Source organism: Bradyrhizobium sp. WSM1253, assembly GCF_000244935.1.
Classification (GTDB): Bacteria; Pseudomonadota; Alphaproteobacteria; order Rhizobiales; family Xanthobacteraceae; genus Bradyrhizobium; species Bradyrhizobium canariense.
This window is the reverse complement of sequence record NZ_JH600073.1, coordinates 6,915,052-6,930,399: the sequence shown is the minus strand read 5'-3', so window position 1 is coordinate 6,930,399 and position 15,348 is coordinate 6,915,052. Positions and strand designations below refer to the sequence as shown.

The window sequence follows — 15,348 nt, the reverse complement described above, 5'->3', positions numbered from 1 at the left end:
AGATTACCGAGACGTTCTGACAGCTCACCGCTGAGATGCCGCAGATGTCTCAGCAGGGCACCGCGTCCTTCTGGTAAGTCCCATAGGGGTGCAGAAGGCAAGTTTCTCGGCGTGCCAGCACCGAACATGGCCATGATGTCGCGCGACGGGCCGCCATCGACCAGCCACAGATTGCGTTCGCGAGCAGGCGATACCAGGCCGCGATAGGAGGCCCGCGCGGTCACCGCAAACACCAGCCCTGACAATAATGCGCGGAGATTGCCGTTGGCCGAAAGCACCAAGAGCCGGCTGGCACAGCCCCGCGCCAAAATCATCCCGCAACCGAACATCAGGCCGCCCACGAGATCGCCAGAGATGCTGCCCTGTTGAGCGAGCTGGCGCGCCTCGGATACATCGAGCCAGCCGAGCGCGACCAGGCCTTGCGTGCCCACCAGCGCCGCGGCAAAGGTCAGGAGCCAGACCGCAAGGCGCGGTCCACCCTCGCCACGGGAGAATTCGACCGCCGCGGCACGCAGGCAGAAGCGGCTGCGCTGGGCGAAGAACCCGAACAGACCTCCGACCAGGAGCCCGCCGAGCCATGACAGCCGGTCTTCACCCAAGAGATCGATGATCGGCGTCAGCACGTCCGCCTCAGCTATTCCTGCGAGCATGCGATTCTAGCGATCTCGGCGTCGCGTCCCATGAGCCAGATCAAAGCGCCAATGCCTCAGGATGCCCGAGCGAAGCGGCCTCATGGCCGTAGATAGGCATATCCCTGCTGCTGCAACTCAGCGAGCCGCACCACGCCGCCCCTCTCGGCCACCACGAAGCCGGGCGTGAGGTCGTCCAGCTCGACGCCCTGCGCCTTCATCGTGTTGGCACAAGCGTCGAAACCGACGCCGGCGTCGACGAGCTTTGTCATCATCGCAATCGTGTGGTCCTGAGCCGCGAGCGCGTGGAAGGCTCGCAGCGCCGGCCCGTGCACCACCAGCCTGATGTCGGCCTTCCCGGATCCGCCGACGCCGTCGACATGGTTCTGCAGATTGCCGAGAACGAAGACGACACGATCGGCATCGGCGAGATGATAGACGACGCGCTGTCGCGCGGACGCTTCCGTCGCCGCGGACGCCTGGTGCACCGCGAAGGCACCAAATAGTCCGGCAAGGCTCGCGCGAAGCATGGATCGACGCTGCATGATCCCCCTCCTATCGTGTCTGCTTGATGAATCCGGCGATGCGGTCGGCGACGTCTTCCGCGAACAGGTCGCGGAAGAAATGATCGGCATCCTCGATCTTGTCGAGCTGGACCCTGCCCCCGCTCGAACCCGCAAGCGGAGCGAATGCGTCTGCCACGTCGGGCACGACATTATCCTTGGTCGCGGCGAGCACCAGCACCGGAAGCTTGATGCGCGCCACCAGCGCGGCCGTGTCCTGGCCGGCATCGGGTCCGTAGAATGACGCAAGGGCCCGCGCGGTGACCACGGCATTGCGACAATAGATGAAGCCGGGCACGTCCATCCACTCCCCGCCGTGGCCCGCCGCGACCGCCTTGGTCGCAAGCTCCAGAAATGGCTCGAGCGGCTTGCCATATGTCTTCACGTAGGACGCGCGCAAGTCGGCCTCGGCTTTTGCGGTCACCGGCGCCAGCAGCACCGCACCCGCCAGCGGGGTTTCACTTGCGAGATACCGCGCGACCTGGTTGCCGCCGCGCGAATGGCCGAACGCGAAGACGAGCCGGGACATACCCCCCGCCCGCGCGACCCAGGCGCCGATCTCCGCAACTGCATCCGCAACGACGTAGTCATGCCGCACGGCGCAGTCATACATGCCCTTGCGGCGGTCGAGCCCCAGCGACAGCGTATGGGCGAGCGAAGCGATGCCGCGCTGCTCCAGTGCCTTGGCAACGCCCTGAATGACCTCCATGTCCTTGTGTGCGAGCGTGCCGTGGGTCATCACGACGAGCGGCGTGTCCGGTGTCATCGCAGCGGGTGTGCGCAAGGTCGCGAACGTCGTACGGCCGGCGACCGACTGTTCGAGCTCCTGCTCGGCAGCGTTCGCAGGCGCCGCGAGCGCGAGCAAGACCGTCAGTTCCATCAACCATCGCATCGGCGGCTTTCTCCTCAGGGCCGGACAATCGTCCAGTTCTTCTCCGCAAGTTCGATCAGCGCGGCAACCCCGACCTGTGTGACGCTGACGCCCTCGATCAGCGGCGGTCGCTTGTCCTCCTTCGCCGCCAGCGTCTCCAGGGTGTTGCCGCAGGCGATGAAGCTCACATTGGGCATCGATTTCAGGAAGTTCACCAGGCGCTCCTTTACCGGCGAGCGGTCCTCGAGCAGCATGTCGAGACCGCCGTTGAAGGCGACCACTGCGATTTCGACGTCCTCGCCCTGCCCGGAATAATGCCGCGAGACGTTGGCCGCAACATCGAGGACGGCGCGCATCTTGAGCGGGTCGTCGTCACTGATCTGCAGCGCGAGCCCATGAGGTTTGGCCGCATGGGCCGCGGCCGGACGGATCGCGATGAGCAAGCCAACAGCGAGTCCGGCATGCAGAAGCGTGCGACGGCTCGCCCGGCCTGTTCTCACTCCACGCCCCGCGACTTCTTCTCCTTGCCGTCCTCGGGCGTCACGTCGATGGCGGCAGCTCGCCCGGTGATCTTCACCGGCGCGATGCAATCCTTCATGCAGGGGTCCTTCTGCCAGAACGACTTCTCACTGGTGGCGCGGTCGTCCATCACGAAGCCCTGCTCGTTCGGCATCTTGATCGCGGCAAGGTTCTTTTTGTTCAGCTCGAAGTTCTGATCGGTAACGACGTCATTGAGATAGAGGACGTAGGCGACCAGCGCATAATATTCATCGACGGACAAGGACCCCGTGTTGCCATAAGGCATGGCGTGCCTGATGTAGTCGAACACGGTTGACGCGTAGGGCCAGTACGAGCCCACGGTCTTGACCGGATTGTCTGAGGTCAACGAACCCTTGCCGCCGGCCAGAACCGGCCAGCGGCCGTTGCCCTCGCCGAACTCGCCGTGGCAGGTCGCGCAATTGTCCATGAACAGTTTTTCGCCCTGCGCGACCGTGCCCTTGCCTTCCGGCAGGCCCTGGCCGTCGGGGCGAACGTCGATGTCCCAGCCGCGGATCTCGTCCGCCGTTGGCGCGCGGCCGATGTGATAGCGCGAACCGCTCTTGGCGTCCGCCTTCTGCTGCGCGAGCGCCGGCGCGTTCAGCGCGCAGGCCGTCGTCAGCGCGGCTGCAATGAGCTTAAGCGACTTCGACATTCTCGACCTCACCATTGGCCTGCACATGCCAGGTCTGGATGCCATTGTTGTGATAGATGGAGTTGACGCCGCGAATCTTGCGCAGTTCGGCCTTGCTCGGTTGCACGTATCCGGTTTCGTCCTGCACCCGCGATTGCAGCAGCAGCGGCTCGCCGTTCCAGTCGAACTCGTAGTAGAAGCGGGTCAGCGCCTTGTCGAGAACGGGCCCGTCGAGCCGCGCCGGCCACCAGTTGCGGCCGCCGTCGAGCGAGACGTCCACGCGCTTGACCTTGCCGTTGCCGCTCCAGGCCAGACCCGAGACGATGGTAAAGCCCTTGCCGTGCCTGATCGGCGCCTGCGGGCTCGGAGACGTGATCACCGACTTGGCGTCCATCGACCAGGTGAAGCGGCGCGCCTTGCCGTTCGGCATCAGGTCCGTGTATTTCGACGTCTCCTCGCGGGTGTGCCAGGGCTGGTCACCGACCTTGATGCGGCGCAGCCACTTGACCCAGAGATTACCCTGCCAGCCCGGCACCACGAGCCGCATCGGATAGCCCTGCTCGGGATACAGCGCCTCGCCGTTCATCTTGTAGGCGATGATGCAGTCGTCGAGCGCCTTCTCGATCGGCAGGCTGCGATCCATCGCGGCCGCATCGGCACCCTCGACCAGCAGCCACTTGCCGCTCGTCTTGACGCCGGCTTCTTCCAGCAAGGTGCGCAGCGAGACGCCGGTGTACTGCACGCAGTGGATCATGCCGTGGGTGAACTGGCAGCCATTGAGCTGGGCGCCGCGCCATTCCATGCCCGAATTCGCCGCGCATTCCATGAAGTGGATGCGGTTGACGCGCGGATAGCGCTTCAGCTCGTCCAGCGTGAGAATGAGCGGACGCTCGACCAGCCCGTGGATCATCAGGCGATGATCGGCCGGATCGACCTCGGCGATGCCGCCGTGATGCCGCTCGAAGCAGAGTCCGTTCGGGGTTATGATGCCTTCGAGCTCGTGCAGCGGCGTGAAGCTCACCGAGGACTCGCGCGAGGCGGTCAGCCATTCGACATCGCGCCGCACGACGTCCTTCTCGAATTTCGACGGCTTGCCGTACGGGCGGACGGCGACGCCCTCGCCGAGCGACTTGGTCCATTCAGGGACGTTGGGCGGCTGGTTGGCAGGATTGCCGGCGCCGGCCGCGGCAGGCTTGGCGAGCACAGACGCTGCAACACCGGCGCCAGCGGCCAGGAAACTGCGTCGGGATTGCCGGGGAGTGTCCAACTTCGACATCGCTTCTTACGCTCCGGTAACTTTGACGGCCCTGTTGGGCTCGAGCCGAACGGTTTTCTGTCGCGTCAAATAGTTCGCGACGACGTCCCAGATCGGCGGCCCTTCAGTTCCTTCGTTGACGCTGGCCCAGCCGGCAACCTGGTATTCCCTGGCGGGATCGATCGGCGCGCCGGTCTTGAGAACCTGCATGTCCGAGATGCGGCCGCCTTGCGGCTTGGTGACGTCGATCGCGTAAGACAGTCCGCCGATCCGCACCATGTCGCCGCCTTGCTGATAATAGGGATCGACATTGAAGAGATTGTCGGCGACGTCCTCGATGATCTCCTTCAACCGTGCGCCCGTCATGCCCATGCGATAGACCGCGGGATAGGTGATCGCGGTTGCGTTGGTGACGTCCTCGAAGGTGATGTCCTGCCCCGGCAGCACGCTGGTGCCCCAACGGAAGCCGGGCGACAGCGCGATCTCGGCGTCGCGCTCCTGCATCAGCGCCTGGCAGATCAGATCGTCGAAGGTGCCATTGAAATTGCCGCGCCGGTAGAGCAGCGAGTCGGTCCTGCCGAGCACTTTGGCCAGATCCGCCGCGAAGGGCTTGCGAACCTCGGCGATCTTCGCGGCCATCTCGGCGTCCGCCGCGATCACATCGGTGAACAGCGGAATGAGCCTGTAGCTGTAAGCCTTGACTTCGCCGTCGCGAACGTCGAGATCGAGCCGCGATACGAACTTGCCGGACGAGCCTGACGCGATCAGCAGGGTCTTGCCGACCTTGACGGCTTCGGGCAGCGCGTCATGGGTATGCCCGGTCAGGATAACGTCGATGCCCTTGACGCGGCTCGCAAGCTTACGATCGACGTCAAAGCCATTGTGGGAGAGCAGCACGACGAGTTGCGCGCCGCCCCTGCGCGCCTTGTCGACCTGCGCCTGAACGTCCTCCTCGCGCACGCCGAACGACCAGTTCGGAATCATCCAGCGCGGATTGGCGACCGGCGTATAGGGGAACGCCTGGCCGAGCACCGCGATCTTGACGCCGCCACGCTCGATCGTGGTCGAGGCGTCGAAAGCCGCCTCGTTCCATTCGGTGTCGCGGATATTGAGGCCGAGGAACGGAAAGCCGAGGCCTTCGATGGCCTGCCTGACTCGCTCGGTGCCGTAGGTGAACTCCCAATGCCCGGTCATGGCGTCAGGCTTGAGCAGCGCCATGCAGTCGATCATGTCCTGGCCGCGCGTCTTCAGCGACGACCACGAGCCCTGCCAGGTGTCGCCGCCGTCGAGCAGCGCGACCTTGTCGCCGCGCTCGGCGCGGATCGCCTTGATCACGGTCGCGGCGCGATCGAGGCCGCCGATCCGACCATAGCTCCTGGCGAGTGCCTCGAAATCCTCCGAGGTCAGGGCATATGCCGCCGACGAGCCGGGCGCGATGCCGAAACGGGAGAGAAACTCCTTGCCGCTGACGTGCGGCGGAACGCCCTTAGCCTCGCCCACCCCGAGATTGGTCGAGGGCTCGCGGAAATAGAGCGGCATCAGCTGGCCGTGGATATCGGTCACGTGCACCAGCGTAACGTTGCCGAGCGGCTCGAAGACCAGCAGGTCCTTTTCGGTCAGGCGCTGCTGGGCAACCGCCCGGCTGAGGCCGGAACCTGCGCCGGCCGAGAGTGCCGCCGTTGCAGCGGCAACCTGAATGAACTCGCGGCGAGAGATCATGCGCAATACTCCTGCAGGTTCATCGTTTCAGTTGCGGACGGACGGCGTCTCGACCGGCAAGCCGATGCCGCGCCAGGCCACATAGAGCTCGAGCGCGAGGAACTCGTCCGAGAGCGGCTTAAACGGCTCGGCCCGCACGTCGAACATGCAGCCCTCGAACCGCTCATGCAGCGGCACCACACGCTGGTCGCGCAGCCGATAGGTCGGAAAGCCGTTGGTCTGGCCCTGGCTCAGGAAATCGGCGCGCATGAACTTGCCGTTGTTGCGCTCGTGGCAGGATTCGCAGGCGAGATCGAGCTGACCATAGCGCGTGTAATAGATCTGCTTGCCGCGCTCGAACCAGGGCGACATCGGCCCGTCGGTCTTCACCGACACCTTCATGCCGTGCGACTGATAGCGCACGAAAGTCGTCATGTCGGTCAGCTCCTGGGATTTGAATTTCCAGGGCTCCGCCTTCATGTGCTCGCTGCGGCAGATGTTGATTCGCTGCTCGAGATTGACCGGCTTCTTCAGCTTGTCGTCCCATTTCGGCATCGCCGCGCCGACACCCTTCATGCTGGTCTCGGCCTCGCCGTGGCAGCTCATGCAAGACTTGCCCTCGCCGCCCTCGACCTTCTTCCAGACATCCGCCGCGCGTTCGACGGCGAGGAAGCCGGGGTTCTCCAAATCGTCGTCCTGCAGCGCCCGCGTTTCCTTGCTGCGGAACTGGTAGCCGGAGATGATGGTCTTGAAGACGTGTCCTGGGGGCGCCGGGATGCCCTTGCGTTCGACCTCCTGCGCGGAGGCACATGTCGCTACCGATGTGGCCGCGGCGACCGCGACGGCGAATCCAATATATCGCGACAGCATCCGCCCTCTCCCTCTCCGGCGTTACGCCTTGAGCGCGATCTTCTCTTCGGCCGTGATCACCGAGCCGTCGTCGTCGGTCCAGGCGAACTTGAACGTTCCGGATTCGTCGATCCTGGCATCGAACTGGACGTAGGGATTGGCCGAGATCGCCGGCTCGAGTGCGCAGGAGAACACCGGCTTGCCGTTGAACTCGCAGGCGAACTTGTTGATGATCTTGCGCGGAATGGTCTTGCCCTGCGCGTCCTTGCGCTGGCCCGATTCCATCAGATGCGAGACCAGGGTCTTGATCTGGATGACCTCGCCCTTGGCCGCTTCCTTCGGAAGCTTGATGCGCGGTTTGTCTGCCATTGTTTCTCTCCTGAAGCTCTTAGCCGCCGCAGCCGCCGATGGTGACCTTGACGGTCTTCTGCTCCGTGAACAGCGACCCGTCGCTCATCTTCGCGACCGCAACCACGTTCTGCGTGGTCGCGAGCCGGATCCGGATCGAGGCTTCCGCCTTGCCGGACAGCGGCGTGAACGACAGCGTCGCGACGCCCGCATTCGGATTGCCGTCCGCGATGATCAGAACGTCCGTGACGTGGGACTCCGCGGTCATCGGGCTATCGATATTGATCGACAGCGGCACGGTGTTGCCGTTCTCCGCGATCTCCGGCAGGTCGAGCGCGATCTTGCCCTTGACCGGCTGCTTGCCGCCGGTGAACTTCTCGATCCACTTCGCCGCGTCATTCGTCACTTCGGCATCGGCCGCCATCGGCATCAGCGTCAGCATGATGAAGCCGCCCCCGAGTGCAAATGCCTGCCGTCGATTGATGGCTTTCATTCCGATCCTCCTCGCCGTCAGTTCAGCGTCTTGAGATAAGCGATAACGTCCTCGACCTGCGCGGCCGTCAGAATGGACTTGCCGGCGAATTCCGGTCGCACCCGGCTGAGGCCCTCGTTCCTGAAGAACGCCGGCATGACCGTGTTGGTGAAGATGCGCTTGGGGTCGGCGACGATGAGGCGCAATTGCGCCTCGGTGTAGCGGCCGGCGACACCGTCCAGGGACGGACCGAACTCGCCGTGGAATTCCTCGGACTTCAGGCTGGTGACCTGATGGCAGGCCAGGCAGTTGCCGAGCGTGCGTGTCAGAAACACCTTCTTGCCGGCGGCGGCATTGCCGGGGGCGCCGGTCAGGGATTTCGGCAAGGAATCGTCGACGATTTCGAGCCTGATGGGCTCCTTGATCGGCTCTCGCATCGGCTGCTGGGCGAGACCGCCGCCAGCCGACAGGCAAAGTGCAAACGCAGCCGCAAGCGAGCGCCGCATGTTTCCTACCCTTGGGATCGCGGGGTGACGCCCGCTCTTGATGGCGACGGACTGACGGACCATCAAATTCAAGTATTATGATATGATCATATGAAAGGCGGCGTCAAGCGAAATCCGAACGACGCGTCCGGTCAGCCATTCCCGGCCAGGAAATCCCGGAACGAGCCGCGCTCATAGGCGCGCTCCCGCACGAAGCGAAACATCGAAAGGAAGTGCTGCGGCTTGAGATAGCCGGGCGCCCGCGCCACTTCGCGCGCGATCGCGTCCTTGGCTTCGAGACCGTCGGGGGATGGCGGAAAGAATTGAAAGGTCGGCGTGTACCGGATCCCGTATTTCTGGGCGAGCTCTTTCTCGGATAATTCCTGGCGGTCGAAGTCGGTCACCTTGCGCGAGCCGATCAGATTGAGCTGCAACACCTCGAAATTGTCGCGGATGTAGCTCGCGATGCCGGCATCGGCGAAGTTCACCAGATGCGTCTCGCGGCAATAGGGACAGCCGCGCAGCTCCCACATGATGGCGAGGCGCTTGCCGCCGGCGGCCGCACTCTCCAGGTCCTCGCGCAGATCGAGGAAGCTCTGCAGAAACCAGGGCTCATGATAGAGCCCGTCTTCTCCAGGCGTGGGCTCAGCCGCCGCCACGCCGCGGCCGGCCCAGGCCGCGCCAAATGCGAATGCGAGAAGGCCGCGCCGCGTCGGCATGCGAAGCGACGTCGGGGTTTCCTGCGTTGGACGATCTTGCGCGCTGCTCATTTTCATTATGATATTCGAATACACGAATGTGACAAGGAGTTCCGATCTTGCGCTGCACCATAGTGCTGCTGGCATGGCTGGCGTCGAACGCAATCGCGCTCGGCGCAGGAGCCGACAGACTTGCGGATTTCGCGACGGCGATGACGCCGATCATGGCCAATCTGCGCACCGCCGCGAGCTATGCGCGCACCGGAAACGTCGCGCTGGCGCAGATCGAGACCGATGAGGCGGTCGCCAGGTGGAAACGGCTCGGGCCGGACAGCTCCAATCCCCTGCCCGCTTACGCGCCGGCCGAACTGTCAGGATTTCTCGACCGGGGGCGCGAACGGCTCGTGACGGCAACGGGCGCACTCGACCGCGGGGAGACGTCGCCGCCGGCCGCGAATTACTTGCGCTTCGGCAGGCTTTTCACGAGCTCAGGCGTCACGCAGGCCTGTACGATCTCGGCGATTGCATCTTCGAGATCGCGCCCGCCATGGAGGCTTTGCGTGTCGCGGCTGTCAGGCACGGCGAACGGCCGGCGCCGGTGAACGCCGAGGAGACCGTCGCCGCCGCGAGCGCATTCCGCGATCGGCTCATACGCTGCAACGAATGGGCAAATGGCGAGATCGCTGCCCAAGGTGAATTCCGTCGCCTGATCGATGGCGCAATCGCCAGCAGCCAAGAGATCGCTCATGCCGCGATGGCGGGCGACGGGTCCCTCGTGCATCGTTATCTCATCGAGCTGCAGTCCTTTGCCCAGTTGCTCGACTTTCGTTACGGATAGAGCGAGATGCGATGAGGATGAATCGTCATTGCGCTTTAGGTTGTTGTTTAAGCATAATCTGCGCGCAAACGCGTTCCGCGTTTGTCGCGAGGGAAAATCGCTGCGCACTTTTCCGGATCATGCTTTAGCCGATGCGGGTCAATCCAGGAAAATGCTCCAGCAGCCATTCCGAGACGGTGGGCATCAATCCGGTCAGGAACATCAGGCCGGTCGCGACCAGGAAGACGCCCATCGTCTTCTCGATCAGGCCGAGATGCCGGCGCACACGGCCGAGCGCGGCCATGAAGCGACCGGTGAAGGCAGCCGCGACCAGGAAGGGAATGCCGGTCCCGATCGAATAGGCGAAGAGCAGTAGCGCGCCCCGTCCGGTCGTATCCTCGGAGCCGGCCATCAGCAGCACGGCGGCGAGAATCGGTCCCGCGCAGGGCGTCCAGCCAAACGCAAATGCCAGGCCCATGACGAAGGCTCCCGCCACGCCGGCCGGACGGTTGTCGACCTGCACGGTCGCACTGCGATAGAGCAGCGGAATCCTGAATAGCCCCACAAAATGCAGGCCCATGACGATAATCAGGGCGCCGGCGACGATGCCGAGCGTTGACAGATGCGCCGAGATGAAGCGTCCCGCGATCGACGCGGTCGAGCCGAGCACGACGAAGACCAGCGAGAAGCCCGCCACGAAAGCCAGCGCGGAGATCAGGATGCGCGGCCGCAGATCCGGCCTGCCGCCGGACAGATCGGTGACCGATACGCCGGCCATGTAGCACAGGAAGGGCGGTACCAGGGGCAGAATGCACGGCGACAGAAACGACAACAGGCCGGCGACAAAGGCCGCGCCAAGCGTGACGTCCAAGGTCATTGCGCCCCATCCCTAGCACATATACGAATTTAATGATATAAAGCGCCGAGGACGTTACAAGCAAGCCGTTTACAAGCAAGTCCACGAGGCCGGTGACGCAGCATGACCAGAATCATCATTTTGCTCGCAATCGCGGTCGGGCTCGCGCTGCCCGTGACGGCGTCGCGCGCCGCCGAGCTCGTCATGTTCGAGCGGGCCGGCTGCGCCTGGTGCGCGCGCTTCAACGCCGAGATCGCGCCGATCTACGCCAAGACCGGGGAAAGCCGGGCCGCACCCCTGCGCCGGGTCGACCTCAACGGTCCCCTTCCCGCCGATCTCGCTGGAATCGATCCGGGTGCCTTCACGCCGACCTTCGTCGTGGTACAAGAAGGCCGAGAGATCGGGCGCATTCGCGGCTATCCTGGGGATGCCTTTTTCTTCGGCCTCCTGGACCGAATCCTGTCAAGCACGGGATCGGAGCTTAAGGGGTCGTGACCGTTCTTGCGGGTTTTGCTCAGGAGAATTTGACGCGATGCCGTTGCCAAAGCTGAAGGAGATCGAGGGCTCCGTCGAACTCGAGCAGATGATCGAGAAGGCGCGCGAGGCGAGCGACATGCTCAAGGCGCTGTCGCACGAGTCCCGATTGCTGCTGCTCTGCATCCTCGCCGAGGGCGAGAAATCCGTGACCGAGCTCGAGCAGTTCCTGGGCGAGCGACAATCGACCGTCTCGCAGCAGCTGGCGCGGTTGAGGCTCGATCGGCTGGTAACGACTCGCCGCGACGGCAAGACGATCTACTACAGTCTCGCAAGCGAGGACGTCCGCAAGATTCTCACTGCCGTTTACGACGTGTTCTGCGAGCCGGTGCGCCGGCGCCGCCGGTAATTTTCCGCGCTGGCTTTTCGCGACCCACCGGCGCAGACTACCCGCGAGGCAGAACCAACAGATGCCGGGGAATGCTGAGCACATCTACCATAGCGTTTGCATGTGGGCTTGCCGCTGGCGCCGTGCTCGGCGTTGCCGGCCGCGCGGGACGTTTTTGCACGCTGGCGATGTTCGAGGATGCGTTCTTCGGATCGGATTTTCGCCGGCTGAAATCCTTTGCACTTGCAGCGGCGGTCGCCCTGCTCATGACCCAAGCGCTGGCCGAGTTCGGCATCGTAGACCTGTCGCGGTCGATCTATCTCACAGCATCGATCGGCCTCGGCGGCGCGATCATCGGCGGGCTGATGTTCGGCGTCGGAATGGCGCTGGTCGGGACCTGCGGTTTCGGCACGCTGGTGCGCATCGGCGGTGGCGATCTACGCGCCATCGTGGTCTTTCTCGTGCTCGGCCTGTCCGCGCTCGCGACCATGCGCGGCATCACCGGCATGCTCCGCGTGAAGCTGATCGAGCCATTGTCGGTGCGCCTCACCGACGGCAACAATCAGACGCTAACTTCGCTGCTCGGGGCCGGCAGCACGATGCGCGCAATCCTCGTCGTGTCGATTGCCGCCGCGCTCACTTTCTGGGCGCTCGCGGATGGCCGGCTGATCCGGTCGCCGCGACTATTGGTCTCCGGTCTTGCCGTCGGCGCCGCTATTGCGTTCGGATGGTTCGCGACGGGGTGGCTCGCGGATGACGAATTCGATCCCGCGCGCGTCTCCTCGCTCACCTTCGTTGCCCCGCTTGGCGACACCATCCTCTACATCGCCACCTTCTCCGGCGCGCGGTTGAATTTTGGCATCAGCTCGGTCGCCGGCGTCGTCGTCGGCTCGTTTGCCGCCGCCATGCTCGGGCGCGGCTTTCGCTGGGAGGCTTGCGACGACGCCCGTGAATTGAAGCGTCACATGAGCGGCGCGCTTCTGATGGGTATTGGCGGCATCATGTCGATGGGCTGCACCATCGGGCAGGGATTGGCCGCATTCTCAACGCTCGCTCTCTCGGCGCCGATCACAATGCTGGCGATTGCCGTCGGAGCGCGGCTCGGGCTTGAGTTCACGATGACTGGCGAGTGGCTGCCGGCAGTGCGCAAGCTGTTTGGCGTCTCGACGTAGTCGGAAAACCACCGCTTCTGCACATGTGGCCGGAATTCGAGGCGACTTCGCCAAGAACAGTCAGCTCTCGACGGCTTCACCCTTGGTCCAAGCCGACGCAATTACTACTATTGGAAGCGTCCGCGATCGTCAAAGGTACACATCGCATAAAATCGCAGTCCGGCGCGCAAAATCGTGGCCCACGGTAGAGGGCGTGACTCGTCCCCAATACGATTGTCCTCACCGCAAAATAGTCGCGACAACACGCCAAGCCGAGCTCTCGTTGATAACGGGCATCAGCCGCCTTCACGCAAGCACCCAGCTATAGACCCAGCATCCCTTCAGAGAGTCAGAGAGTGAATACCCCACTCTTGCTGACGATAGATTTTTCTTGATCTCCCGGTGCACACGACGCCATCTAACCGGTTGAAAAACCCGTGCTCTCGCTCCAGTCCATCATGGGGAAGTTTGATTTAACTCGGGCAATCGTGATCCAACTGGGCACTGTCAACAATGACATTCGTCGTTGAAGCAGTCCGCTCGATTGCAGTCCCCGCGATCGCACGATCCACGCAGGTTTCAGATCACGGAGGCGCAGCCACCGATACCGACATTCGGTTCATTACCATCTGACTGAGCGAGCCCAGCGTCCCGAACGCAGCGAACAACTTCTAAGTCGTTGATTTTTCTTGATCTGGATGGCCTTTCCGTCCCGTTTTGTTCACGCTCGTTTCGTCCAATCGTTGCGATTTCGTTGCGGCGGCAGTCAGGGAGAACGGCGCTCGGCGCGTCATTGGGATCTTGGACTGGCGGCCGAGCAGCCGAGGCCTGCGAGGGTAAGCGCATTAGACTATGCCGTGATCTGTCGGGGATCGAGTCACTAGACCGCCACATTGCTAAACCCACCGCCGTGGAGGCGCTGTTCTCCTACCGGGGGGCAGCTTAACTCCCAACCCCTGGTGTTGGATAAGAGGGGCATTGGCCGGGTCTCGAATGCTGCCCGCTTCTGCAAGCTCAAACTTTCGCGCTACAGAGCCGTCGTTTCGCATTGAGACCTTCCGTTTGCTCTACGCTCACTTATTGCTTCGACAAGTCCCGGGTCGATCGGCAGCGAGGCGAAGGGCATGTAGAAGAAGGGCGCAGCCTGAACATTGCATGACCAATGCCTGTTTTGGTGCACCTCGCGAAATGCGATCAGGTGCCCCGCTTCCCTGCGGAAACATCCCAAAGCTCACTGCCCTGAACCGATCGCGGGAGGAGCAACAGCACGAGAATCGCGGCCAGGATCGGCACGGCCGCCGCCAAGACGATGGATTTCGGAGACCAGCCAAGCGAGAACAGCAGACCAACGAAAGCAGGCCCGACGATCGAACCGATCCGCCCCGCTGCCGCAGAGAAGCCGACGCCGTTGGTTCGCAATGGCGCGGGATAGATTGAGACGGCCAGCGCCGACTGGCCGACCGAACAGGCGATAAGCCCGGCGCCGGCACCTAGAATCAGCGCCCAGACCCACGACGTCGTCGCCCAAAGCGCGATTCCAGTCACGCATAGCCCAGCCGTCGACGCGGCAATCCTCATCACGCTGGTGACGGCGAAGCGGCCCACCAGCGGCACGACAATCAAATTGGCGATGAGGCCGCCAGCGCTGAAGAAGCCGACCGCGAACTGGCCGTCCGCGGCCGGAAAGCCGAACCCGATCAGCAGCGGGGGCAGCCAGAAGATGAGTGCATAGGCGTCGGCGAAGATGAGAAATGAAAAGACCCAGAGACCTGCGGTTCGACCGCCGAGCGAACCGGCAAATATGCTTGAGATGAGCTTCAGATTTCCCGCCATACGCTTGTCGCCCGCCGCCGTTGCCGCAGCATCGGCTTCATCTGACGCAGGCAGCCAGCGCAACAGTACAAGTGACAGCAACAATGGAAGCGCGCCTCCGAAGTAGAACAGTGACTCCCAGCCATACTTTCTGGTCAGAAGGCCGCCAAGCGCACCGCCCAGGGCCCCACCCGCAGCAAGTCCCGTTCCGACCACGATCGTGGCGGCAGCTCGCAGCGTGACGGGTGCCTGCAAGACCGCGATCGCCACGGCCGAGGGAAGTGCAGCGCCAAGTCCTATGGCCGTGACAAGGCGGAGGATGGACAGGACAATAATCGAACTCGCAAAGGGTGTTGCCAAGGTGAGCACCCCGAATCCAATCACGCTGAAAATCAACACACGTCGGGCCCGCCATCGGGCCACCAGATAGCCGGAAGCCAGATATCCTAACACGGCTCCGATGCTTGTCATGATAAATGGCAGTGTCAAGGACGCTGTCGACACGCCGAAGTGAGCCGCGATTGCCGGACCGGCGACTCCGATGGAGCCCGTATCAAGGCCGTCGAGCAATATCGCTAGGAAACACAACAGCAAGGTTTTGAGAAAGGACGGCTGAAGACTTTCGGAAACAGCCGGAGAGGCGCTTGCGACGCTTGCCGCATCGCCCCTTCCAATCACATCCATCTTGTTCGTCAAGCTCATCCCCCGATGACTACGTTGTCTCGCGCATTCGTTTGTTAAAAGATTTCGTTCGGGGCTTGTCGAGGCCCAGGAATGGGACCGTGCATTCCGAATCCGGGACAGGCGGCTC

General features: G+C 63.3%; 19 protein-coding genes. 5 read left to right on the top strand and 14 right to left on the bottom strand.

Annotated features, from left to right (window positions below; genetic code table 11):
• The 12 genes from BRA1253DRAFT_RS33665 to BRA1253DRAFT_RS33610 form a co-directional block, all read right to left on the bottom strand.
• Positions 1–623 (bottom strand): YeeE/YedE thiosulfate transporter family protein (locus tag BRA1253DRAFT_RS33665; protein WP_007601696.1); only part of this gene is annotated, 623 nt, incomplete at its 3' end.
• 107 nt (positions 624–730) lie between these two features.
• Complete coding sequence (locus BRA1253DRAFT_RS33660; RefSeq protein WP_007601182.1) at positions 731–1,174, bottom strand: DsrE family protein; 444 nt, start codon at positions 1,172–1,174, stop codon at positions 731–733.
• 10 nt (positions 1,175–1,184) lie between these two features.
• Complete coding sequence (locus BRA1253DRAFT_RS33655; RefSeq protein WP_007601695.1) at positions 1,185–2,084, bottom strand: alpha/beta hydrolase; 900 nt, start codon at positions 2,082–2,084, stop codon at positions 1,185–1,187.
• Between the two features lie 14 nt (positions 2,085–2,098).
• Positions 2,099–2,506, bottom strand: a complete 408-nt coding sequence (locus BRA1253DRAFT_RS33650) for a DsrE family protein (RefSeq protein WP_035994430.1) — start codon at positions 2,504–2,506, stop codon at positions 2,099–2,101.
• Between the two features lie 53 nt (positions 2,507–2,559).
• Positions 2,560–3,255, bottom strand: a complete 696-nt coding sequence (locus BRA1253DRAFT_RS33645) for a c-type cytochrome (protein ID WP_007601692.1) — start codon at positions 3,253–3,255, stop codon at positions 2,560–2,562.
• Complete coding sequence (soxC, locus tag BRA1253DRAFT_RS33640; RefSeq protein WP_007601691.1) at positions 3,239–4,510, bottom strand: sulfite dehydrogenase; 1,272 nt, start codon at positions 4,508–4,510, stop codon at positions 3,239–3,241. The genes BRA1253DRAFT_RS33645 and soxC overlap by 17 nt, the downstream gene beginning before the upstream one ends.
• A 6-nt stretch (positions 4,511–4,516) precedes the next feature.
• Entirely contained in the window at positions 4,517–6,208 is a 1,692-nt protein-coding gene (gene soxB / locus BRA1253DRAFT_RS33635; RefSeq protein WP_007601690.1) for a thiosulfohydrolase SoxB, read from the bottom strand.
• Positions 6,209–6,235: 27 nt separating this feature from the next.
• Positions 6,236–7,057, bottom strand: coding sequence for a sulfur oxidation c-type cytochrome SoxA (gene soxA, locus BRA1253DRAFT_RS33630; protein WP_007601689.1), 822 nt, complete (start codon positions 7,055–7,057; stop codon positions 6,236–6,238).
• A gap of 21 nt (positions 7,058–7,078) precedes the next feature.
• The gene (gene soxZ / locus BRA1253DRAFT_RS33625) at positions 7,079–7,405 is read right to left on the bottom strand and encodes a thiosulfate oxidation carrier complex protein SoxZ (protein WP_007601688.1); all 327 of its coding nucleotides are present in this window, start codon (positions 7,403–7,405) and stop codon (positions 7,079–7,081) included.
• A gap of 19 nt (positions 7,406–7,424) precedes the next feature.
• Positions 7,425–7,877, bottom strand: coding sequence for a thiosulfate oxidation carrier protein SoxY (soxY, locus tag BRA1253DRAFT_RS33620; RefSeq protein ID WP_007601687.1), 453 nt, complete (start codon positions 7,875–7,877; stop codon positions 7,425–7,427).
• Positions 7,878–7,894: 17 nt separating this feature from the next.
• Complete coding sequence (soxX, locus tag BRA1253DRAFT_RS33615; RefSeq protein WP_051058552.1) at positions 7,895–8,293, bottom strand: sulfur oxidation c-type cytochrome SoxX; 399 nt, start codon at positions 8,291–8,293, stop codon at positions 7,895–7,897.
• A gap of 200 nt (positions 8,294–8,493) precedes the next feature.
• Entirely contained in the window at positions 8,494–9,060 is a 567-nt protein-coding gene (locus tag BRA1253DRAFT_RS33610; RefSeq protein ID WP_007601679.1) for a thioredoxin family protein, read from the bottom strand.
• A gap of 98 nt (positions 9,061–9,158) precedes the next feature.
• Here BRA1253DRAFT_RS33610 and BRA1253DRAFT_RS33605 point away from each other — a divergent pair, with 98 nt between their 5' ends.
• Positions 9,159–9,641: a hypothetical protein gene (locus BRA1253DRAFT_RS33605; protein WP_245286022.1), complete on the top strand. Its 483-nt coding sequence runs from the start codon at positions 9,159–9,161 to the stop codon at positions 9,639–9,641.
• Positions 9,638–9,877, top strand: a complete 240-nt coding sequence (locus tag BRA1253DRAFT_RS45640; protein ID WP_245286021.1) for a hypothetical protein — start codon at positions 9,638–9,640, stop codon at positions 9,875–9,877. The genes BRA1253DRAFT_RS33605 and BRA1253DRAFT_RS45640 overlap by 4 nt, the downstream gene beginning before the upstream one ends.
• Before the next feature lie 124 nt (positions 9,878–10,001).
• On the opposite strand, the gene BRA1253DRAFT_RS33600 is transcribed toward BRA1253DRAFT_RS45640, so the two are convergent.
• On the bottom strand, positions 10,002–10,733 hold the full coding sequence (locus tag BRA1253DRAFT_RS33600) for a cytochrome c biogenesis CcdA family protein (RefSeq protein ID WP_007601677.1): 732 nt from the start codon (positions 10,731–10,733) through the stop codon (positions 10,002–10,004).
• Positions 10,734–10,835: 102 nt separating this feature from the next.
• Here BRA1253DRAFT_RS33600 and BRA1253DRAFT_RS33595 point away from each other — a divergent pair, with 102 nt between their 5' ends.
• The 3 genes from BRA1253DRAFT_RS33595 to BRA1253DRAFT_RS33585 all read left to right on the top strand — a co-directional run bounded on the left by BRA1253DRAFT_RS33595 (position 10,836) and on the right by BRA1253DRAFT_RS33585 (position 12,746).
• Complete coding sequence (locus BRA1253DRAFT_RS33595) at positions 10,836–11,207, top strand: hypothetical protein (protein WP_007601675.1); 372 nt, start codon at positions 10,836–10,838, stop codon at positions 11,205–11,207.
• A gap of 37 nt (positions 11,208–11,244) precedes the next feature.
• Entirely contained in the window at positions 11,245–11,595 is a 351-nt protein-coding gene (locus BRA1253DRAFT_RS33590; RefSeq protein ID WP_007601673.1) for a metalloregulator ArsR/SmtB family transcription factor, read from the top strand.
• Between the two features lie 71 nt (positions 11,596–11,666).
• On the top strand, positions 11,667–12,746 hold the full coding sequence (locus BRA1253DRAFT_RS33585; RefSeq protein ID WP_007601671.1) for a YeeE/YedE family protein: 1,080 nt from the start codon (positions 11,667–11,669) through the stop codon (positions 12,744–12,746).
• A 1,173-nt stretch (positions 12,747–13,919) separates the two neighbouring features.
• Here BRA1253DRAFT_RS33585 and BRA1253DRAFT_RS33580 read toward each other — a convergent pair.
• Complete coding sequence (locus BRA1253DRAFT_RS33580; RefSeq protein WP_157158663.1) at positions 13,920–15,233, bottom strand: MFS transporter; 1,314 nt, start codon at positions 15,231–15,233, stop codon at positions 13,920–13,922.
• Positions 15,234–15,348 lie beyond the last annotated feature (115 nt).